Origin of the sequence: Lysobacter sp. ISL-50 (assembly GCF_018612875.1) — a bacterium.
Lineage (GTDB): Bacteria > Pseudomonadota > Gammaproteobacteria > Xanthomonadales > Xanthomonadaceae > Lysobacter.
Map to the genome: position 1 here is coordinate 110,027 of NZ_JAGGRI010000024.1, position 18,890 is coordinate 128,916.

Consider the following 18,890-nt stretch of genomic DNA (forward strand, 5'->3'; position numbering starts at 1 on the left):
TCGAAGGCGGCCGTGGTTCCATCCATCGTCCGCGCGCCGGTATCAGCTGTAGAAATTGCCGATCACCACGTTGACTTGCGTGGCCGCGTTGAGCTGTATCGTCGGGCTCTGCTGGCAGACATCGTCGTAGGGAAAGCCATACGCCAGCGCGTTGCTGTTGGCCGCATGCATGATCGCGGCCCAGGCGTTCCAGGTGCCGCCGGAGGGATAGAACGATCCGGCCTCGCTGTGGCAGACGGTGTCGTCCAGCAGATAGCCGGGCACGCCGCGATTGAACGCGGCGGCGATGTTCTTGCCGACGTTCTGCTGCGCGGCGCCGCCGGCGTTCAAGGAGTTGGCGCATTGCCACACGTCGATCGAGGCGATCTGCACGGTCGAAGGCGCCGAACCGATCATCGGGAAGGCCAGCGCCGGCGCCGCCGCCTGCCATTCGGCCAAGGTGGTGTATTGCCCCTGATAGAAATTCAGCACGCCGCTGCCGCTGTCGACCACGCCGGTGTAGTAGCCGGTGGCGCCGTCGTTGACCACCAGCGGCGTGGTCTGCCAGTTGAGGTACCACGCGCCGAGGTTGTCGTTGAAGTAATCGGTCAGCCCGCCGCTGTAGCTGCCCATCGCGGTCAGGGTCTTGGGCGATTGCGCGCGCAGCGTGGAGACGTTGGCCGGATATGCGGCCGTAGCGGCGGCGTCGACCGCGACCAGGCTGCCCGAGTCGGTAAACGGGCCGGTCAGCGCGCCGATCTGCGCCAGCAGCGCGTCGCGCGTAACGCTCATCGCGCCTTGCAGGCCGCCGCCGGGCGCGCCGTCCAGGCTCATCGCGAAGCCGAACTGATCGACCTGGGTGGTATTGCCGTTGAAGTTGCCTTCGCTGTCGTAGGAGAACTCGATCCAGTCGAACAGGCACTGCGCGCCCGGGCCGTCCGCGTACGGCACCGGCGCGGCGTAGCCGCTGGCCTGGACGGTGAACGGCAGCCGCGGCAGCCCGGCCGACACGTAGATGCGGCCGCTGAAGGCATTAACGCCGATGCCCAGGCCGGGCACGGTGGTGGTGTTGATCTGCGACAGGTCCAGTTGCGTGGCCGGCGCGGTGCGGGCCAGGGCGATCGAGTAATCGGCCCAGGCCTGGGGATAGTTGGGCTGCAGCGCGGCGATGGCGGCGGCATCGAGTTGGCCGGAATCGGGAAAGCTCTGCGCGGCCTGGGTGTTGTCGCTCAACGTCATCGGATGCGGTAGGCCGCTGGCGTCGAGGCGATAGAAGACGCCGGCGACCAGGCCGACGATGTAGGCATAGACGGCGACATCGGCGACAAGATCGGTCTGGGTGGCGTCGAGGGTGAGAGGTACTGAGGTCATGGGCGATACCTTCGTGTTGGAGGGCGGGCCGTAAACCAACGCGGAACCGCGGCGGCGGCGGACACGCGCGGGCGGTCGGCGCGCAGCGGTGGATGAGAGGTAAACGCCGGCGCCGGCGTTCTGTGAATGGCCAGGCCGGCCGCGACGCGTCTCACCCTGGCGCGCAAGTCATTGCCGAATTGCGCCATCGCGCCGACGGCGAGCTGATCGGCGAGATCCGCCTGCCCGAGCGGGTCTCCAATCTGGTGTTCGCGGGCCCAAGCGCAATCGCTTGTTCATCGCCGCGACGATCTCGTTGCATTCGGTGCTGCTGGCGGTGCGGGGCCCGGACGGTCTGAGGGGGCGGGCCGGAGGAGGCCGAAAACCGGCCCGCGAAATTTTTTTCGCGGCCGTGTCGATTCCTGCGATCCTGGCTCGTCGTTGTCAGGAGCAGGCAGGAAACGGTCCGCAAACCCGCCCTCGTTACTGCCCGCCGCATCAATCCATCCATCCCCTTTCAACCGCCGGAGCCCTCGCCATGACCACCCACGCCCAACTGTTCGTCAACCTGCCCGTCAAGAACCTGGACCGTTCGATCGAGTTCTATACCAAGCTCGGCTACAGCTTCAATCCGAAGTTCACCGACGAAAACGCCACCTGCATGATCGTCGGCGAGAATATCTTCGTGATGCTGCTGGTCGAGCCGTTCTTCCAGAGCTTCACCAAGAAGACGGTCGTCGATGCGACCAAGCAGGTGCAAACGCTGGTGGCGGTGTCCTTGCCCAACCGCGCCGAAGTCGATGCGCTGGCCGACAAGGCCGTGGCCGCCGGCGCGACCGCGCACGAACCGAAGGATTACGGCTTCATGTACCAGCGTTCCTACGACGATCTCGACGGCCACACCTGGGAAGTGTTCTACATGGATGCCGACGCCGATCCGAGCGCCGCGCAGCAGTAAGCCATCCGCGGGACCGCGCGGCGGCGGCCGGTCGGTTCGCCCCGCGCGCAACAAAAAACCTCGCGATGCGCGAGGTTTTTTGTTGGCCGGGGTTTGGCGTCGGCGAAGTCGAAATCACGGTGCCTGGATCAGCGCGAGGCGCTGCGCGCGTCGGTGGATTTGAATTCGTCGTGCAGCCAATCGTCGATCAGGCGTTTTTCGTAGCGCAGCGGATCGGAGTCGCTGGCGGTGCGCGGTCCCATCATGAAGCTCATGTCGCGCAAGGTGCGCTGGCCTTCTTCGATCACCTGGCCGTTGGCATCCAGGCGCTTGAAGCTCAGCGCGATCTTCGGCGGATAGATGTCGCGGACGAAACGGGTGTCGTTGTACTGCGAGCCATGCCAGGGCTCGAAGTCGCCGGCGCGCTTGATGTCGGTGATGTCCACGTCCAGGCGCTCGCCCGGCGGGAGCCGGCGCTGTCCGCGCGTGCGCACGTATTGGGCGAGCTGCTCGACCCAGTTGCCGCGGCGCGCTTCATAGCGATTGCGGCTCTGGCGGATTTCGCTGAACTGCTCCGGGTTCTGCCAGCTCACGCTGACTGGGCCCTGCGCGGGCAGGGCGCGTGGAGCGTCGGGATCGGTGACGCTGCGGGATTTGGCGCTGGCGTCCACGGCCAACAGCGCGGCGGCCGAAAGAACGATGGCGAGTGCGGTCCGCATATACATGACGGGCTCCGGTGCGGGTGGGTATGCCTGGATTCTCCGCTTCCGCCACGGGCGCCGCCAGCGACACTGCGTTAAACCGGGTCCGGGCGCGACCGCCGTTGCCGCGAATTCACGATGCGCGCGACATTCGCCTGTTCATTCGCAGGCTTTACCGTCGCGGTCGCGATCCAGATGCGGCGCGTAGCCAGGATCGCCGAGCCTGAGCGGCGTCGCGCCGGCTGCGCGCGCGGCGCTGCAGTTGGGGTAGTAGATCGCCGGCGCGGCGTAGGAGGCGCCGCCGGACGGCGCGTAGCCCTGGGCCTGGGCCGGTCGTCGTGGCCGCGTCGGCGCCGCCGGATAGACCGGCGCGACGGCGCCGCGATGGCAGTGATAGCCGCCGCGCTTGCGATCGTGATGGCAGCCTTCGGCGTTGAGTCCGCCGCCGTGCGCGCCGACGTCGGCGGTCGCACACAGCAAGGCCCATGTCAGCGCCGCTCGATAACGCGATGTCATGCCTGTCCCCCCGTTCCGCTATCAACGCGGTGGGGGCGGCGAACAGGTCAGGTCGGCGCGGGGATCGCGTCGGGATGCCGCAGCGTCAGCGCGGCTGAGCGGGAAACCGGTGCGCGCTTGCGCTTGCGCGCACCGGTTCAACAGATCCACGCGGCCGGCGCTTCAGGCATCGAAGTGCTTGCGCACCTGGTCGAAGTCCATCACCGGACGCACCTCGATGCGGCCGGTCTGGCTCCACGGGAAGTCCTGCGCGATGCGCAGGGCTTCGTCCATGTCCGCCGCCTCGATCAGATTGAAACCGCCCAGATACTCCTTGGCTTCGGCGAACGGGCCGTCCATGAAGGTGGTGCGGCCGGCGCGGGTGCGCACCGACACCGCTTTCGCCGGCGGCTCCAGCATCTGCGAATCCAGCAACACGCCGTTGTCGCGCATTGCGTCGGCGTGAGCGATGCAGCCGCGCATCATGGTGTCGTACTCGCCGTCGGGCAGGGCTTCGATCAGCTGATCGTCGTTGTAGATCATCACCAGAAATTTCATGGAGTCCTCTGCAACTGGCTCGCGCCCGCAGTCGATAGATTCGCCCGCGGCCCTCGGGGCCGGCCGGGATGGATGGCTGCGGCGCCGAGCATAACGCCATCGGTGCGGGGGGCTGCAGTGACAAAACGCATGTCGTGGGTTTGTTTGCGAGTTGCAGGGCCATCGCTGGGCGGTAAGGCTTGCGGCGATGGCTGTCGAGGGCGGCGGCCAGTCGCGCACTGCACGCTCAGTCGGGTGCGATATTCAACTCCACGCGCCGATTTCGCGCCCGTCCTGCGACAGTTTTATTGTCGTCAACAGGCATGCTGTTGCCGTGTTCCGCTGGAGGCGTAAGCGAGGAGGCGGGGACGCCGTTCGAAATCAGCCAGTCGTATACGAGCTTGGCTCTGCGAGCGGCCAGTTCCCGACATTGAATGTCAGTGCATTCCTTGTCGTCGGTGAAGCCAAGGACTTCAAATCTGACGTGCGAATATTTCTTCATGGTGTGGGCATTTCTTTTCAATGCGCCCAGGAAGAATTCTTTGGAATCGCCCAGTACCGACTCTAGGTTTTCATTGGCCTTTGGCAGTCCTTCCTTGAACTCCATGGCGACCAATTCAATCCCGGAAAGAAGGGGCGGTGAATGCTTTGGGGTTTCCTTTCGAGCAGCGCATGAGAGCGTGCTCAACAGGAGCGCTAAAGAGATGGCTGTACGACCGGGGCGGGATAAAATGGCCATATGCAACTGCCTCCACTAAAGCGCGAGTGCTTTAGTCAGATCCTTGCTCCAAACAGAATTGATCCGGCACTTCTGGCCGCCGAGTGGCGGGCTTGTTGCGTGCGGTCCCTTTGTTTCCCTACAAGCCGAGGTTACTTTCTTTTGTCATGATTTGATCAACGCGGCCATTTTGATCGAACACTACGATGATTCTCGTCGTTTTCGTGACCGCATTCACTGGTGGCTCGGAAACAAAAAGCGTGAGGGTAGACGATTCGAGTGCCTCCTCCCGAATCAATTCAGCCGGCAATGCCGATGTATCGGCCAGCGGAGGGCTGGACTTGAACTTTATGCCACGGCTTTTTAGTAGAAGTTCGACGTTGGCGCGAGTCTCTCCGACTCTAACTCCTTCAGTCGCTGCCTCGGCAAGCCCATGCCTCTGGCAAGAGGCCGAGTAGATACTGAAAAATGCCAACAGCAATCCGTTGATAGCGCGTTTCAATGATTGGTCCCCTGTGGTTCGAACTGCACTCCAGTTGTACGGTCGCTTCCCAAAGCATTGTTGCCAGAGTCAGGCGTGGCAGCGGGTCTAGTTCCAGTAAGGCCTTGTGCAGCGTCAAATGCAAATGAATTTTATTTTACGCCGCGTGCATTGTAGTTAACTCCCGCAGTATTCACAGCATCCTTAAAGTGAGTAAGTTGTTTCATTACTTCGCCGCCAGAGACAGCCGTGCCATTATGTCGCCCTCGCACGCCAATCGACTGAAGTCCCGAATTACGTCGTGGAAGTGGACGCCTGCGGATCGAACCTCGCTGGCCGGCACCTCGATATCGAAGCCGATGCATTCGATCGGCGGCGCGGTCGGCAACAGCACGGATTTCCCGTTCGTCACCAATTGCGCTTCCAGATCCCAAGCCGAGCCGTCGTTCCACGGCAGCCGGCCTTCGGGGAGTCGCAGGACGCTTCCGGTGGAGTTGCGGAAGGCGAAGAACCACTGCTGGGGCGATCCGCGATCCGTGTAGAAACCCACATCAATGACGGCTTCCATAGGGGGCTGTCTAGCAGGAAGTGGTATCGCGGGCGCGGTGAGGGCGAGTTTTGGAAATGGGAAAGTGAATGCCATCGGTTCGGGCCTAGGAGATTTGGGCGTTGTAGTGCGGTTGCTCTGTACTCAAGACATTCCATAGCGATCACACGCATGGCGCAACGCGTGACTGGCCAGCGACTCCTGGCACAGCTCCAACAGTTGATTGGGCTGCAGCCGCGCATCGACGTGCGCCAGCAGCGACAATGCCCGTCAGCTCCCCGACACGCCGCCGATGTCCGACCTCTACCCCTGCCGCCCGATCGCCTACCTGCGCTCGCCTTATGCGCAGCGCATCGACGCGCCGCATCAGCCCACGGTGGTGCAGGGCACCGAAACCGGCGATGCGGCGCAGGCGCGGGTGGAGTTCGTCGATGATCTGCCGGGCGAGGCGTTCGCCGATCTCGCCGGGTTCGAGCGGATCTGGCTGATCTTCGCCTTCGACCGCAGCCAGGGTTGGAAGGCGCAGGTGAAGCCGCCGCGCGGCGGGCCCAAGCGCGGGGTGCTGGCGACGCGTTCGCCGCATCGGCCCAATCCGCTCGGATTGTCGGCGGTGGAACTGGTGGCGGTGGAGGCGCGCGCGCTGGTCGTGCGCGGCGTGGACCTGCTCGACGGCACGCCGGTGCTCGATATCAAACCGTATGTGCCGTATGCCGATGCGTTCGCGCAGTCGCGGGCGGGCTGGATCGACGAGATCGATGCCAGCCAGGGCCGGCATTCGGCGCCGGGGCCTAAGCGGCCGCGTAAAGCCAAGGTCGAGCCGGGCGGTTGAAGGCCGCTATAAGGCCGATGAGGCGGGTCGGCGGCAAGGCCTTATTGGATCGTCGCAGCCTGTGAGACCCCGCCGCGGATCCTGTGCATCCACCGCCTTGACGCGACCCGTCGCCGGCGTTAGTTTCCTTATCGGTTAATTAGCCGAAAGGTTTATCTGGATACCCGCTCGGGCCGCGCCGCGGCCGCCGGAGCGGCGCAGGGTCCTTCGCTCCGGGAGTTCCGACATGACGTCAGACGGTTCCAGCACGTTCGCGGCGACGCCCGCGCGCAGCAGCCATCGCATCGAAGAACGCAGCATCCGCTTGCAGTGCATCATCCACGCGCCGCGCGATCTGGTGTTCCTGGCCTGGACCGATCCGGTCCACGTCGCCCGCTGGTGGGGGCCGCACGGGTTCCGCAGCGTGGTGCGGCAGATGGATGTCGCGGTCGGCGGCCAGTTCCGTATCTGCATGATCGCGCCCGACGGCACCGAGTATCCGATCAAGGCCACGTATCAGGAAATCGTCGAGCCCGAGCGCCTGGTCTATATCGACGACTGGGACGACGATCGCCCCTCGCAGCAGTCGCGGGTGACGGTGACCTTCGAAGCGGCCGCGCCGGAGCAGACCTTGTTGACGCTGGAGATGCTGTTCGCGACGCAGGCCGAACGCGAGGCCGCGCAGGCGCAGCAGATCATCCCGGGCTGGGGCGAAACCTTCGAGCGCCTGGACGCTTATCTGGCCGAGCGTTGAGCGCGGCGCCGGCAAATCGCGCCATCGGCGCAGCACGCCGGCGCGCACGCGCCGTACACTGGCCGGCGCAAGCATGCGCTCGCGAATCCGTCGCGATCGCCGGCCGCGCGCGCGCACCGATGCATACCGGTGCGATCGCGCGACACACCGCATCCGCGTCCCGACCCCAGGGAGTCTCCATGCCGTCCGCTTCCGTCGCACCCGCCGCCGCGCCCGATCGCGCGCGCAACGACGCCGCCCACATCGTTTCGATCCAGGGCCTGAGCAAAACCTACGCCGGCGGCTTCCAGGCGCTCAAGCGCGTGGACCTGGACATCCGCCGCGGCGAAATCTTCGCCTTGCTCGGGCCCAACGGCGCCGGCAAGACCACGCTGATCAGCATCGTGTGCGGCATCGTCAATCCCGGCGAGGGCCGGGTGATCGCCGACGGCCACGACATCGTGCGCGACTACCGCGCCGCGCGTTCGGCGATCGGCCTGGTGCCGCAGGAACTGCACACCGACGCCTTCGAAACCGTGTGGGACACGGTGCGCTTCAGCCGCGGCCTGTACGGCAAGGCGCCCAATGCCGCGTACCTGGAGAAGCTGCTGCGCGAGCTGTCGCTGTGGGACAAGCGCGGCGAAAAGATCATGGCCCTGTCCGGCGGCATGAAGCGGCGCGTGCTGATCGCCAAGGCGCTGTCGCACGAGCCCACCATCTTGTTCCTGGACGAACCCACCGCCGGCGTGGACGTGGAACTGCGCCGCGAGATGTGGGCGATGGTGTCGCGCCTGCGCGAAAGCGGGGTGACCATCATCCTCACCACGCACTACATCGACGAGGCCGAGGAAATGGCCGACCGGGTCGGGGTGATCAACAAGGGCGAGATCGTGCTGGTCGAGGACAAGCGCACCTTGATGCGCAAGCTCGGCAAGAAGCAGTTGACCCTGCAGCTGCAAACGCCGCTGCAGGCGCTGCCGGAGGCCTTGCGGCACGATTCGCTGAATCTGGCCCAGGACGGCAACGAACTGGTCTACACCTTCGACGCGCAGGCCGAGGACACCGGCATCGCCGCGCTGCTCAAGCGCCTGGGCGAGCACGGGATCGAGTTCAAAGATCTCAACACCAGCCAAAGCTCGCTGGAGGAAATCTTCGTCAATCTGGTGAAGTCGCCGCGGGCTGCGGCACCGTCGCCGGAGGCGCGCGCATGAACCTGCACGCGATCAAGGCGATCTATTTCTTCGAAATGCACCGCACCTTCCGCACTCTGATGCAATCCATCGCCACGCCGGTGCTGTCCACCTCGCTGTACTTCATCGTGTTCGGCTCGGCGATCGGCTCGCGCATGGTCGAGATCGGCGGCATCAGCTACGGCGCCTTCATCGTGCCGGGCCTGATCATGATGTCGCTGCTGACCGAGAGCATCTCCAACGCTTCCTTCGGCATCTATCTGCCCAAGTGGTCGGGCACGATCTACGAGCTGCTGTCGGCGCCGGTGTCGTTCGTGGAGGTGATCTGCGGCTATGTCGGCGCGGCGGCGACCAAGTCGGTGATCCTGGGCCTGCTGATGCTGATCACCGCGCGCTGCTTCGTCGATTTCACCATCGTCCATCCGGTCTGGATGGCGGTGTTCCTGGTCCTGACCGCGGTCACCTTCAGCCTGTTCGGCTTCATCATCGGCGTGTGGGCCGACGGGTTCGAGAAGCTGCAGATGATTCCGATGATGATCGTGATGCCGCTGACCTTCCTGGGCGGCAGTTTCTATTCGATCGACATGCTGCCGCCGTTCTGGCGCGGGGTGTCGCTGTTCAATCCGGTGGTGTATCTGGTCAACGGCTTTCGCTGGAGCTTCTACGGCAAGTCGGACGTGGACATCGCGCTGAGCGTGGGGATGACGGCGGGGTTCATGCTGCTGTGCCTGGCGGTGGTGTGGTGGATCTTCCGGACGGGGTACAAGCTCAAGAGCTGAGGAACTGGGGCCGCGGCCCTCACCCCAGCCCTCTCCCGCGAGCGGGAGAGGGAGCAAGAGCTGGTTGCTTTCCCTTCTCTCGCTTGCCACCCAAGGTGACTTCCCGGGGCGCGGGAGAAGGTGGCCCGAAGGGCCGGATGAGGGCACGCGCGACGGCGTAGCCCGCTGGTCAGACCAGGCAAAAGGAAGAAAAAAGGAAGAAAACCGAAAACCGCGGCCCTGCCGCACCCCGGACACCCGGGGTATGCTTCGCCGATTCCCGCCCGGCCGCGCTGAGCGCAGCACGGTCGTCGCGACGGGAGCAGCCGGAGTCCCGCGGATGCAGAACAACCAGCAGCAACTCCACCGTGGCCTCAGCGAGCGCCATATCCGCCTGATGGCGCTGGGCGCGGCGATCGGCGTCGGCCTGTTCCTCGGCTCGGCCAACGCGATCAAGCTCGCCGGTCCCGGCATCCTGCTCGCCTACCTGCTCGGCGGCGGCGCGATCTTCATCATCATGCGCGCGCTCGGCGAGATGGCCGTGCACAACCCCGTCGCCGGCTCCTTCAGCCGCTACGCGCGCGACTACCTCGGCCCGCTGTCGGGCTATCTGACCGGCTGGAACTACTGGTTCCTGTGGCTGGTGACCTGCGTGGCCGAGATCACCGCGGTCGGCGTGTACATGCAGGTGTGGTTCCCCGAATCGCAGCAATGGGTATGGGCGCTGGCGGCGCTGATCGCGATGGGCTCGGTCAACCTGATCACGGTCAAGGCCTACGGCGAGTTCGAATTCTGGTTCGCGATGATCAAGGTCGTGACCATCGTGGTGATGATCCTGGCCGGCCTGGGCATGATCGTGTTCGGCTTCGGCAACCACGGCGTGGCCACCGGCATCAGCAATCTGTGGGCGCACGGCGGCTTCTTCCCCAACGGCGCGCAGGGCGTGCTGATGTCGCTGCAGATGGTGATGTTCGCCTACCTGGGCGTGGAGATGATCGGCCTGACCGCGGGCGAGGCGGCCAATCCGCAGAAGTCGATTCCCGATGCGATCAACTCGGTGTTCTGGCGGATCGTGATCTTCTACGTCGGCGCGCTGTTCGTGATCCTGTCGCTGTATCCGTGGAACGAGCTGGGCACCACCGGCAGCCCGTTCGTGATGACCTTCGAACGCATGGGCATCCGCGAAGCGGCCGGCATCATCAACTTCGTGGTGCTGACCGCGGCGTTGTCTTCGTGCAACGGCGGCATCTTCAGCACCGGCCGCATGCTCTACAACCTGGCCCAGCAGAAGCAGGCGCCGGCGTTGTTCGCCAACACCTCGCCCGGCGGCGTGCCGCGCGCGGCGATCCTGGTGTCGGTGGCGGTGCTGCTGTTCGGCGTGGTGCTGAACTATCTGGCGCCGGCCAAGGTGTTCGTGTGGGTGACCTCGATCTCCACCTTCGGTGCGATCTGGACCTGGGGCGTGATCCTGGTGTCGCACATGAAGTTCCGCGCCAGGCTCAGCGCCGAAGAGCGCGCCAAGCTGGCGTTCAAGATGCCGATGTATCCGGTCGCTTCGTGGGTCGCGCTGGGTTTCCTGGTGCTGGTGGTCGGGCTGATGGCTTACTTCCCCGACACCCGCGTGGCCTTGTACGTGGGCCCGGCGTTCCTGGTTCTGCTGGTGGTGCTGTATTTCGCCGCCGGCTTGAACAAGCGCGACAGCGCGGTGGCGCAAGCCGCTTGATCGATACATTCCCTCTCCCACTTGTGGGAGAGGAGTGGGGGTGAGGGGATGAGCGCGTAGCGCGAATGCTTTGGCTGTTGCTTCTGCTCGCTGCGGAAAAGCGGCCCTCACCCTAGCCCTCTCCCGCCAGCGGGAGAGGGAACAGTCCGGCGGAACCGTTTTGTCGATGGTGCGGCTTATTCCTCGCTTTTCGTTATGACGGGCGTTGGTTTTTCGTTGCCCGCGTCCAGGGCACAATGCCCGGTCGCAACCGATCGCCGGTGCCGGGGAGGCGCAGGCCCGCATGAACCTATCGCGGCTCGACAATCCGGCCTTGCTGCAGCTCGCGTCCGCCGCCATCGCGCAGGCCCGCGACGTCGAGGCCGTGCGCCTGCTCAAGACCGTGCTCGAACGCGACCCGGGCAATCTGCACGCGCAGTACCTGCTGGCGATCCAGCACGCCCAGCTGGGCCTGTACGAGCGCGCCGAGGAACGCCTGCGCGCGGTGTTGAGCGCGCAGCCGCAGTTCGTGGTCGCGCGTTTTCAACTGGCGCAGTTGCTGGTGATGCGCGGCACCGTCAAGGACGCGCGCGAATGGCTGCTGCCGGTGCTGGAGCAGGGCGCGCCGCTGGGCGCGTATGCGCAGGGATTGCTCGCCGCGGCCGAAGGCGACGCGGCGCGCGCCTGCGGCCTGATCGAAGCGGCCTTGCGCCTGCCGCAACCGGTGCCGGTGCTGGCCGGCGACATGCGCCGGCTGTGCGAGCAGTTGCGCGAAACCGCCGTCGCTTGAGCGCCGCCGCGGCTCAGGCGCGCAGATTGACCGCCAGCAGGCCCAACACCGACACCCCGATCAGCATGAAGTGCAGCAACTGCACATTGTCCTGGCGGATGTAATAGGCGAACCAGCTGCCGCCGAGCAGCATCAGGAAGCAGGTCGCCATGAACGCGGTCAGCGCCAGATTGGCCAGGGCGATGGGGTCGGCGACGATGCCCGCTCCGGCTAGCGAGGCCGCCGCCGACCACAGCAGCAGTGCGCTGACGATCTCGGCCGTCAGCACGATGCTCAGCACCGCGCGATGCCAGGCGGGGTTATCGACCTTGCGCGACTGCAGCGGCGTCTGGATCGCCGGCGCCTGTTCCAGCGCCGCCATGCGCATGATCTGGCCGAGCGCGAACACGCCGTTGCGGAAGGCGACGAGGTTGTTGAAGGCGACCACGCTGATCCATGAGGCCAGACCGGCGAGGAGGATGAGCTTGAACGACAGCAGGCTGGCGGCGAGGGACATGGACGGGCTCCGGAACGTCTGGGCGAGGCCCCGCGCCGGGCGGCGATTCGGGGTGCATGTTCTATCGACGATCCAGGGGGCGCGTTTGCGACATCCGGGACAAAAATGCCACGGCATTTTTTGTGGATAGGGTTGCTTTTGTGGGAGGGGCTTCAGCCCCGACGCTCTTCGATCCGATCGCGGTGCGGCTTCCCAGGGCGCTGACCGGAAAGCATCGGGCTGAAGCCCCTCCCACAAAAGATCGCGAAGCAACGCGGTCGCTGCAGGAAACAGGGAGAGCGCTTCTGTGGGAGGGGCTTTAGCCCCGAAGCTGTTCGATCCGATCGCGGTGCGGCTTCCCAGGGCGCTGACCGGAAAGCATCGGGGCTGAAGCCCCTCCCACAAAAGATCGCGAAGCAACGCGGGCGCTGCAGGAAGCCGGCGGGCTTCTGTGGGAGGGGCTTTAGCCCCGATGCTCTTCGATCCGATCGCGGTGCGGCTTTCCAGGGCACTGACCGGAAAGCATCGGGGCTGAAGCCCCTCCTACAAAAGATCGCGAAGCAGCGCCCCGCCAGCGCTTACTCGGCGGCGTCGGGCGCCGGCAGCAGATAGTAGGCCTCGACCTGGCCCTTGTGCTTCATCGTCATCGGGTTACCGCGGCGATCCAGCGACTTGCCGACCGGCAGGCGCACCCAGCCTTCGCTGATGCAGTATTCCTCGACGTTGCTGCGCTCCACGCCGTTGAAACGGATGCCGATGCCGCGCTCGAGCACGGACGGGTCGTAGAACGGGCTGCGCGGATCGTTGGACAGATGGTCGGGTGGGGTGTCGGTCATGGTGGCGCTCTAGCGAAGACGGATACGGCGGGACGGATGCGGCACGGGCGGTCGCGGGACCGGCCAGCGCGGCGCCTAGGATACGCGGGCCCGGCGGCAGGGCCCAGCCCGGGCGGACCCGGGGCGGCCGGGCCGAGGCACCGGCGGCATCGACGGGCGACGCCGCCGGCGGCAGAATCCCTGCGTCGCTCCGCACGGGCCGTGCTTATGAAGATCGTGGCGAGTTGGTTAGTGGCGCTGTCGGCGCTGGCGTGGTCGGCGCCCGCGCCGGCGCAACTGGTCGATATCGACGGCGGACGCTTCCACGTCGCCGGCTTCGGCCGCGTGGCCTGGCAGCCGGATCTGTTCGAGCTGGCGTTCACCGTGGTCAGCCAGGGCGCGGATGCGCGCGGCGCGCGCGAGCGGCATCTGCCGGCGGTGGCCGCGGTGCGGCGGATCGTCGAGGGCCAGCGCGCGGCCTTGAGCGAGCAATCCGAAGACGCGCCGCGCCTGCAGGTTCGCGAAGGCGAGGGCGGCCGCTCGACACATCGTTTCGATACCCGCTTCGTGCTGCGCGTGCGCGGCGCCGAGGCGGCGGCGTTGCTGCAGCAGCAACTGGCCGATGCCGGCGTCGCGACGTTCGAAGTGCGGCCGCTGTCCGAGCGTTTGCCGCAGTACGGCGACGAGGCGCGGCGTCAGGCTTTACGCGACGCCAGACGCAAGGCGGAATTGATCGCCGGCGAAATGGGCTGGAAGCTGACGGGCGCGACCGCGGTGAAATTCCAGGACGAGCGGCCCTGGTGGCTGCCGCAGACGCCGACTGCGCGGCAGTACGAGGCGCGCGCTTACAACTATGCGGCCGAGGCGCCGGCGCAGAGCGGCGAGGTGACTTCGCAGGTGGATGTGGAGTATGCGTATAAGCGGTGATTTCCGGGACGTCGCGATCTGAGCGGAAGGCATCGGGCCTGAAGGCCCTCCTACAAAGCGTCGCGCGGCGCTTGGTCATCGGCGCCGATTGATGCAGGATCGAGCCTCGCGCCGACCCACCGGAACCGACGATGACTTTGCGATCCACCCTGCTTGCCTGGAGCCTGATCATGACTTCGACCTTCGCCGCCGACGCGGGCGCCGCCCGGCCCGCCGATGCCGCGCCGACGGAATTGCTGATCGGCTGCTACACCGGCCCGGCCTGCAAAGGCATCGGCCGTTACCGTTTCGACGCCGCGCGCGGGCAGGTCGGCGCCGAGCCGGTGGAAGTGATCGAGACCGACAATCCGTCGTGGTTCACTTTCTCGCCCGACGCTTCGATCCTGTACGCGGTCAACGAAAACGGCGCGCAGTCGGCCGATCCGGTCGGCCGCGTCAGCAGCTTCGCCCTCGGCCGCGGCGAGGCGCGCACGCAGCGTTTGTCGCAGGTCGGCAGCCTCGGCGACGAGCCCGCGCACGCGGCCACCAGCCGCGACGGACGTTATCTGTTCGTCGCCAATTATTCCGTCAACGCCACGCCGGGCGGAACGCTCACGGTGCTGCCGATCGACGCGCAAGGCCGTCTGCAGCCGGCGGTGCAGGTGCTGACCCATCGCGCCAGCCAGGCCGATCGAGAACGCCAGCTCTCCACCCATGTGCACGCCGCGGTGCCGTCGCCGGACGGGCGTTATCTGTACGCGGCCGATCTGGGCGCGGACAAGCTCTATGCCTATCGCTACGATCCCGCGCACAGCGCCGAGCGTCCGCTGCAGGCCGCGTCCACGCCGTACCTGGAACTGCCGGCCGGCAGTGGCCCGCGCCATCTGCTGTTCGACGCGAGCGGGCGGCATGCTTATCTGACTTTGGAGATGAGCGGCGAAGTGGTGGTGCTGGACTACGACGACGGCCGCCTGCAGGCGGTGCAGACCGTGGCGCTCGATCCGGGCCGCACCCAGGGCAACGCCGCCGCGGCGTTGCATTTATCCGATGACGGCCGTTTTCTGTACGCCAGCAATCGCGGCGAGGACAACCACATCGCCGTGTATGCGGTCGATGCCGGCAGCGGCCGGTTGAGCGCGTTGCAACGCCGCGACAGCGAAGGCCGCGGGCCGCGCGAATTCGCGCTGTCGCCGGACGGCCGCTTCGTGGTGGTGACCAATCAGCACAGCAATACGCTGCGGGTGATCGAGCGCGATCCGCGCGACGGCAAACTCGGCAAGACCGTGCAGTCGATGGCGATGGCGTCGCCTTCGGACGTGAAGTTCGTTCCGGCGCGTTGAGCCGGCGGGTTCGCGCGGCGCGCTGACTGGATGAGTTCAGTCGGCGCGCTTGCGCCATTCTGGTTGGATGGATGCGGCTCACGCCTTTGCAACCCCCGGCGGGCTACGCTCACCGCCGCGATGCCGCCGCTCACACGCGCGCCGTCGCACAACGCAGCATCCCACCGCCCCGGGTTGAGCGCTCGCCCGCGTTGGCGTGCAATGCGGCCTTATCCCCTTCATCAGGAGTGCGGCATGGAACATCGTTATCTCGGCGCGTCCGGCCTGCGCGTCCCCGTGTTGAGTTTCGGCACCGGCACCTTCGGCGGCGAAGGCGACTTCTTCAAGGCTTGGGGCCAGACCGACGTGGCCGGCGCCCGGCGTCTGCTCGACGTGGCCATCGAAGCCGGCGTCAATCTGTTCGACAGCGCCGATATCTATTCCAAGGGCGCGGCCGAATCGATTCTCGGCGAAGCGATCAAGGGCCGTCCGCGCGACAGCCTGCTGATCTCGACCAAGGCCACGTTCCGCTTCGGCGACGGCGAGAACGAGGTCGGTTCCTCGCGCTATCACCTGATCCGTTCCGTCGATGCCGCGCTCAAGCGCCTGGGCACGGATTACATCGATCTCTTCCAGTTGCACGGCTTCGATGCGCGCACGCCGATCGAGGAAACCTTGTCCACGCTCGACGATCTGGTGCGCGCCGGCAAGCTGCGCTATCTGGGCGTATCGAATTTCTCCGGCTGGCATCTGATGAAGTCGCTGGCGATCGCGGATCGCTACGGCTGGTCGCGTTATGTCGCGCATCAGGCGTATTACTCGCTGATCGGCCGCGATTACGAGTGGGAGCTGATGCCGCTGGCGCTGGATCAAGGCGTCGGCGCGGTGGTGTGGAGCCCGCTGGGCTGGGGCCGCCTGACCGGCAAGATCCGCCGCGGCCAGCCGTTGCCGGAAACCAGCCGCCTGCATGTCACCGGCGACATGGGGCCGCCGGTGCAGGATGAGTATCTGTACAAAGTGGTCGATGCGCTCGACGAAGTCGCGCGGGAAACCGGCAAGACGATTCCGCAGATCGCGTTGAACTGGCTGTTGCAGCGGCCGACGGTGGCGACGGTGGTGATCGGGGCGCGCAACGAGGAGCAGCTCAAGCAGAATCTCGGCGCGGTGGGTTGGAATTTGACGGCCGAGCAGGTCGCCAAGCTCGATGCGGCGAGTGCGACGGCGAAGGCGTATCCGTATTGGCATCAGAGCGGGTTCGGCGAGCGGAATCCTTCGCCGGTGTGAGTTTGGGTGGGGGCGCGCGGCTAACCGATCGAAAGGCATCGGGGCTAAAGCTCCCTCCCACAACACAGCGCGCCCAGCTTTTGTGGGAGGGAGCTTTAGCCCCGATGCTCTTCGCCCAGATCACCGCGGCCCACACCCCCACCCACAAACAAAAACGCCCGGCCAAGCCGGGCGTTTTCGCAACCATGAAAACAGCAGCCAGCCTCAGCCGGCATCCTGCATCTTGAACGTCCCCGGCAGCGCCGTATTGCGCTGATCGCCCCACATCATCATCGACACGAAGTCCTCGCAGCCGGCCTGGCCGCTGCGCGAAATCGCGGCGAACACTTCATCGGGCGTCTTGGCGATGGCGATCTGCTCGGTCACGTCGTTCGGGAACGGCGTCACCCGCCCGGAGTCGAGATCGCGCAGACGCTCGCCGCCGTGTTCCTCGCCGCCCAGGTTGCCCACGCTCTGGCGGGCGCGGTCGCGCAGCGACATCAGGCTGGAATCGGTGAACTCGAACTGCAGGTGCTGATCGCCGTCGAACTTCTTGTTGAGCTCGCCGGGGTGATAGGCCGAGTTGAAGTACGAAGCGGCGACATCGCTGGTGTTGGGCAGCACCAGGGTCCACTGCGTGGAATCCTTCACCGGCTTGCCGTCGGCGCCGACCTGGAACTGTATGTCGGTGGTCTGGCCCATCGACTGGTAGCTGTTGGTCTGATCGACCGTGCCGTCCTGCCAGACGTTGCGGGTGATGGTGAGCTGGCTGCTGTTGCCGATGCCCAGCGACACCGGGCCCAGGTCGATGCCCAGGCGCGCGGCATGTTCGGCGTTGAACACCTCGGTGGTGCCCGAACGCTGCACGCCCGGCGGGCTCCAGTCCGGCACTTTGCCGCCGCTCATGAAGGTTTGATAGGCGTCGCGGCCTTCCTGCGTCGACAAGTCGATGCGCGCGGTCTCCAGCGAGCGGGTTTCGCTGCTGGTCTCCACGCTCAGGCCGACCGAATACGAACCGACCTTGCCCAGGCCGAACATGGTCGCGTTCTCCACGGTCTCCATGGGGCCTGCGTAGACCTCCACCACCGAGCCTTCCATCTTGCGCACGCCGAAGCCGGCGCCGTCGAGTTCGGTGTGAGTGCCGCCGATGCCGACATAGGATTTGAAGTTGAGTGCGAAGTCCGAACCGGTCAGGTTCTGGCCGCGCATCAGGACCGAGGTGCCCTCGGGCATGGCCAACGGATCCAGCGGGTTCGGCATGGCGGTCGTATCGCCGTTGTCGAGCCGCGCGCCCTGCTGCGGTGTCACCGTCGCCTCGTAGCTCAGGCGGCTGCCCTCGAATCCGGTGATGTGGCCGGAGACCGGCAGCCCCTTGACCACGTTCTTGAGCAGTTTGGAGCTGTCGACCAGCTCTTTCACGTCCGGCGGCACCCGGCCAAGCATGTCGGCGATGCCGTAGAGCTTCTGCAACGGCGTCTTGCCGAGGTCGGCGCCAGCTTCGGCCTGCACCTGCACCGAGGCCTTGAATTGCTGGGTCTTCTGGAAGTCCACGCCGGTCTGCACGTCCGACAGCTCGACCTTGCCTTCGACGGTGACGCCGGCGTTGACCCGCGCGGGAATGAACGAGGGCGTGCCCACGCCGGCCACCGGCATCTGGTAGCTCACCGCGGTGCCGGGGTTGATCGCGTAGGACAGCACGTCGGGCGGCATCAGCTTGAGCAGCTCGTAACCGGAGGCGATCTGTTCCGGCGTCGCATTCACCGGCAACTGCACGCCGAGGGTGTCCAGCGCGGTGCGCATGGTCTGCGGCGGAAGCGCGGATACCTGCGCCGGGTCGGCCGTGGTCTTCTGGGCGGTCAGATAGGCCGGCACCTGCGTCGGCTTGTCGGTGGCCTCGCCGACGATGCGCTGCAATTCCTTGACGTAAGGGTTGCTGTTGAACGCATCGCGCGACTGCTGGTACTCGTAGTTGGCGGTGGCGCCGTTGAGGCCGCTGTTGCGGTAGTCGTCAAGCTTGGGTTCCATCCGGTCCAGCGCCGACTGCGCTTCGGTGCGGCGGGTGTTGTTGAACTCGGTGACGCGCGGCTGGTAGACCGAGTTGTAGACCTCCGAGGGCATGCTCGAAGACAGGTCGCTGTTCTTGGGCAGCGGCAGGCCGTGGATCGAGCGCACCGCTTCTTCCGGCGTCTTGGCCTCTTTCGGCGGGGGCGGCGGCGGGGGCGGAGGCGGCGGGGGCGGCGGTTCCGGCGCCGGTGCCTGCGGGGCCTTGGCGGCATCGAGGATGGCCTGCCGGTCTTCCGGCGGCAGATTGCGCAGAAGCTGGTAATTGACGCCGTCGATGCCGCTCATTGCTGATCCCTCGTCGTGGGTAGGCGGGCGCCCCGAA

At 66.0% G+C, this 18,890-nt stretch carries 20 protein-coding genes; 10 read left to right on the forward strand and 10 right to left on the reverse strand.

All coding sequences use genetic code 11. The annotated features are described in order from the left end of the window. Positions 1 to 42: 42 nt before the first annotated feature. Positions 43 to 1,350, reverse strand: coding sequence for a beta-1,3-glucanase family protein (locus tag J7J50_RS15295; RefSeq protein WP_215056771.1), 1,308 nt, complete (start codon positions 1,348 to 1,350; stop codon positions 43 to 45). A 517-nt stretch (positions 1,351 to 1,867) separates the two neighbouring features. Between J7J50_RS15295 and J7J50_RS15300 the strand changes: the two genes are divergently transcribed. Continuing rightward, the gene (locus J7J50_RS15300) at positions 1,868 to 2,287 is read left to right on the forward strand and encodes a VOC family protein (RefSeq protein ID WP_215056770.1); all 420 of its coding nucleotides are present in this window, start codon (positions 1,868 to 1,870) and stop codon (positions 2,285 to 2,287) included. A gap of 128 nt (positions 2,288 to 2,415) precedes the next feature. Here the strand turns inward: J7J50_RS15300 and J7J50_RS15305 are convergent, their stop codons facing one another. The 6 genes from J7J50_RS15305 to J7J50_RS15330 all read right to left on the reverse strand — a co-directional run bounded on the left by J7J50_RS15305 (position 2,416) and on the right by J7J50_RS15330 (position 5,766). Then, the gene (locus tag J7J50_RS15305; protein ID WP_215056865.1) at positions 2,416 to 2,985 is read right to left on the reverse strand and encodes a DUF3016 domain-containing protein; all 570 of its coding nucleotides are present in this window, start codon (positions 2,983 to 2,985) and stop codon (positions 2,416 to 2,418) included. 141 nt (positions 2,986 to 3,126) lie between these two features. Further along, positions 3,127 to 3,483, reverse strand: a complete 357-nt coding sequence (locus tag J7J50_RS15310) for an excalibur calcium-binding domain-containing protein (RefSeq protein WP_215056864.1) — start codon at positions 3,481 to 3,483, stop codon at positions 3,127 to 3,129. Positions 3,484 to 3,645: 162 nt separating this feature from the next. Further along, positions 3,646 to 4,020 carry a YciI family protein gene (locus tag J7J50_RS15315; RefSeq protein WP_215056769.1) on the reverse strand — a complete coding sequence of 125 codons (375 nt, stop codon included), beginning with the start codon at positions 4,018 to 4,020 and terminating at the stop codon, positions 3,646 to 3,648. A 226-nt stretch (positions 4,021 to 4,246) separates the two neighbouring features. Further along, complete coding sequence (locus J7J50_RS15320; protein WP_215056768.1) at positions 4,247 to 4,738, reverse strand: OmpA family protein; 492 nt, start codon at positions 4,736 to 4,738, stop codon at positions 4,247 to 4,249. Between the two features lie 118 nt (positions 4,739 to 4,856). Beyond that, entirely contained in the window at positions 4,857 to 5,219 is a 363-nt protein-coding gene (locus J7J50_RS15325; protein WP_215056767.1) for a hypothetical protein, read from the reverse strand. 205 nt (positions 5,220 to 5,424) lie between these two features. After that, positions 5,425 to 5,766 carry a hypothetical protein gene (locus J7J50_RS15330; protein WP_215056766.1) on the reverse strand — a complete coding sequence of 114 codons (342 nt, stop codon included), beginning with the start codon at positions 5,764 to 5,766 and terminating at the stop codon, positions 5,425 to 5,427. Positions 5,767 to 6,037: 271 nt separating this feature from the next. On the opposite strand from J7J50_RS15330, the gene tsaA reads away from it, so the two are divergent. The 6 genes from tsaA to J7J50_RS15360 all read left to right on the forward strand — a co-directional run bounded on the left by tsaA (position 6,038) and on the right by J7J50_RS15360 (position 11,726). Further along, complete coding sequence (gene tsaA, locus J7J50_RS15335; protein ID WP_215056765.1) at positions 6,038 to 6,574, forward strand: tRNA (N6-threonylcarbamoyladenosine(37)-N6)-methyltransferase TrmO; 537 nt, start codon at positions 6,038 to 6,040, stop codon at positions 6,572 to 6,574. A 226-nt stretch (positions 6,575 to 6,800) separates the two neighbouring features. Continuing rightward, positions 6,801 to 7,307, forward strand: a complete 507-nt coding sequence (locus J7J50_RS15340; protein WP_215056764.1) for an SRPBCC domain-containing protein — start codon at positions 6,801 to 6,803, stop codon at positions 7,305 to 7,307. A gap of 179 nt (positions 7,308 to 7,486) precedes the next feature. Beyond that, a complete protein-coding gene (locus J7J50_RS15345) occupies positions 7,487 to 8,497 on the forward strand; it encodes an ABC transporter ATP-binding protein (protein WP_215056763.1) in 1,011 nt (336 codons plus the stop codon). Continuing rightward, positions 8,494 to 9,255: an ABC transporter permease gene (locus J7J50_RS15350; protein ID WP_215056762.1), complete on the forward strand. Its 762-nt coding sequence runs from the start codon at positions 8,494 to 8,496 to the stop codon at positions 9,253 to 9,255. Before J7J50_RS15345 ends, J7J50_RS15350 begins: the two co-directional genes overlap by 4 nt. A gap of 319 nt (positions 9,256 to 9,574) precedes the next feature. Next, positions 9,575 to 10,957: an amino acid permease gene (locus J7J50_RS15355; protein ID WP_215056761.1), complete on the forward strand. Its 1,383-nt coding sequence runs from the start codon at positions 9,575 to 9,577 to the stop codon at positions 10,955 to 10,957. Positions 10,958 to 11,240: 283 nt separating this feature from the next. Further along, positions 11,241 to 11,726: a tetratricopeptide repeat protein gene (locus tag J7J50_RS15360; RefSeq protein ID WP_215056760.1), complete on the forward strand. Its 486-nt coding sequence runs from the start codon at positions 11,241 to 11,243 to the stop codon at positions 11,724 to 11,726. Between the two features lie 13 nt (positions 11,727 to 11,739). Here J7J50_RS15360 and J7J50_RS15365 read toward each other — a convergent pair whose 3' ends face one another. Both J7J50_RS15365 and J7J50_RS15370 read right to left on the reverse strand, forming a co-directional pair. After that, positions 11,740 to 12,222, reverse strand: a complete 483-nt coding sequence (locus J7J50_RS15365; RefSeq protein WP_215056759.1) for a DUF2165 family protein — start codon at positions 12,220 to 12,222, stop codon at positions 11,740 to 11,742. Between the two features lie 557 nt (positions 12,223 to 12,779). Then, entirely contained in the window at positions 12,780 to 13,037 is a 258-nt protein-coding gene (locus J7J50_RS15370) for a DUF3297 family protein (RefSeq protein WP_215056758.1), read from the reverse strand. Positions 13,038 to 13,244: 207 nt separating this feature from the next. Between J7J50_RS15370 and J7J50_RS15375 the strand changes: the two genes are divergently transcribed. The 3 genes from J7J50_RS15375 (at position 13,245) to J7J50_RS15385 (ending at position 16,525) form a co-directional block, all read left to right on the forward strand. After that, positions 13,245 to 13,943 carry an SIMPL domain-containing protein gene (locus J7J50_RS15375; protein ID WP_215056757.1) on the forward strand — a complete coding sequence of 233 codons (699 nt, stop codon included), beginning with the start codon at positions 13,245 to 13,247 and terminating at the stop codon, positions 13,941 to 13,943. Between the two features lie 131 nt (positions 13,944 to 14,074). After that, complete coding sequence (locus J7J50_RS15380) at positions 14,075 to 15,262, forward strand: lactonase family protein (RefSeq protein WP_215056756.1); 1,188 nt, start codon at positions 14,075 to 14,077, stop codon at positions 15,260 to 15,262. 234 nt (positions 15,263 to 15,496) lie between these two features. Next, complete coding sequence (locus J7J50_RS15385) at positions 15,497 to 16,525, forward strand: aldo/keto reductase (RefSeq protein WP_215056755.1); 1,029 nt, start codon at positions 15,497 to 15,499, stop codon at positions 16,523 to 16,525. A 204-nt stretch (positions 16,526 to 16,729) separates the two neighbouring features. Here J7J50_RS15385 and J7J50_RS15390 read toward each other — a convergent pair whose 3' ends face one another. Continuing rightward, positions 16,730 to 18,853: a hypothetical protein gene (locus J7J50_RS15390; protein ID WP_215056754.1), complete on the reverse strand. Its 2,124-nt coding sequence runs from the start codon at positions 18,851 to 18,853 to the stop codon at positions 16,730 to 16,732. Positions 18,854 to 18,890 lie beyond the last annotated feature (37 nt).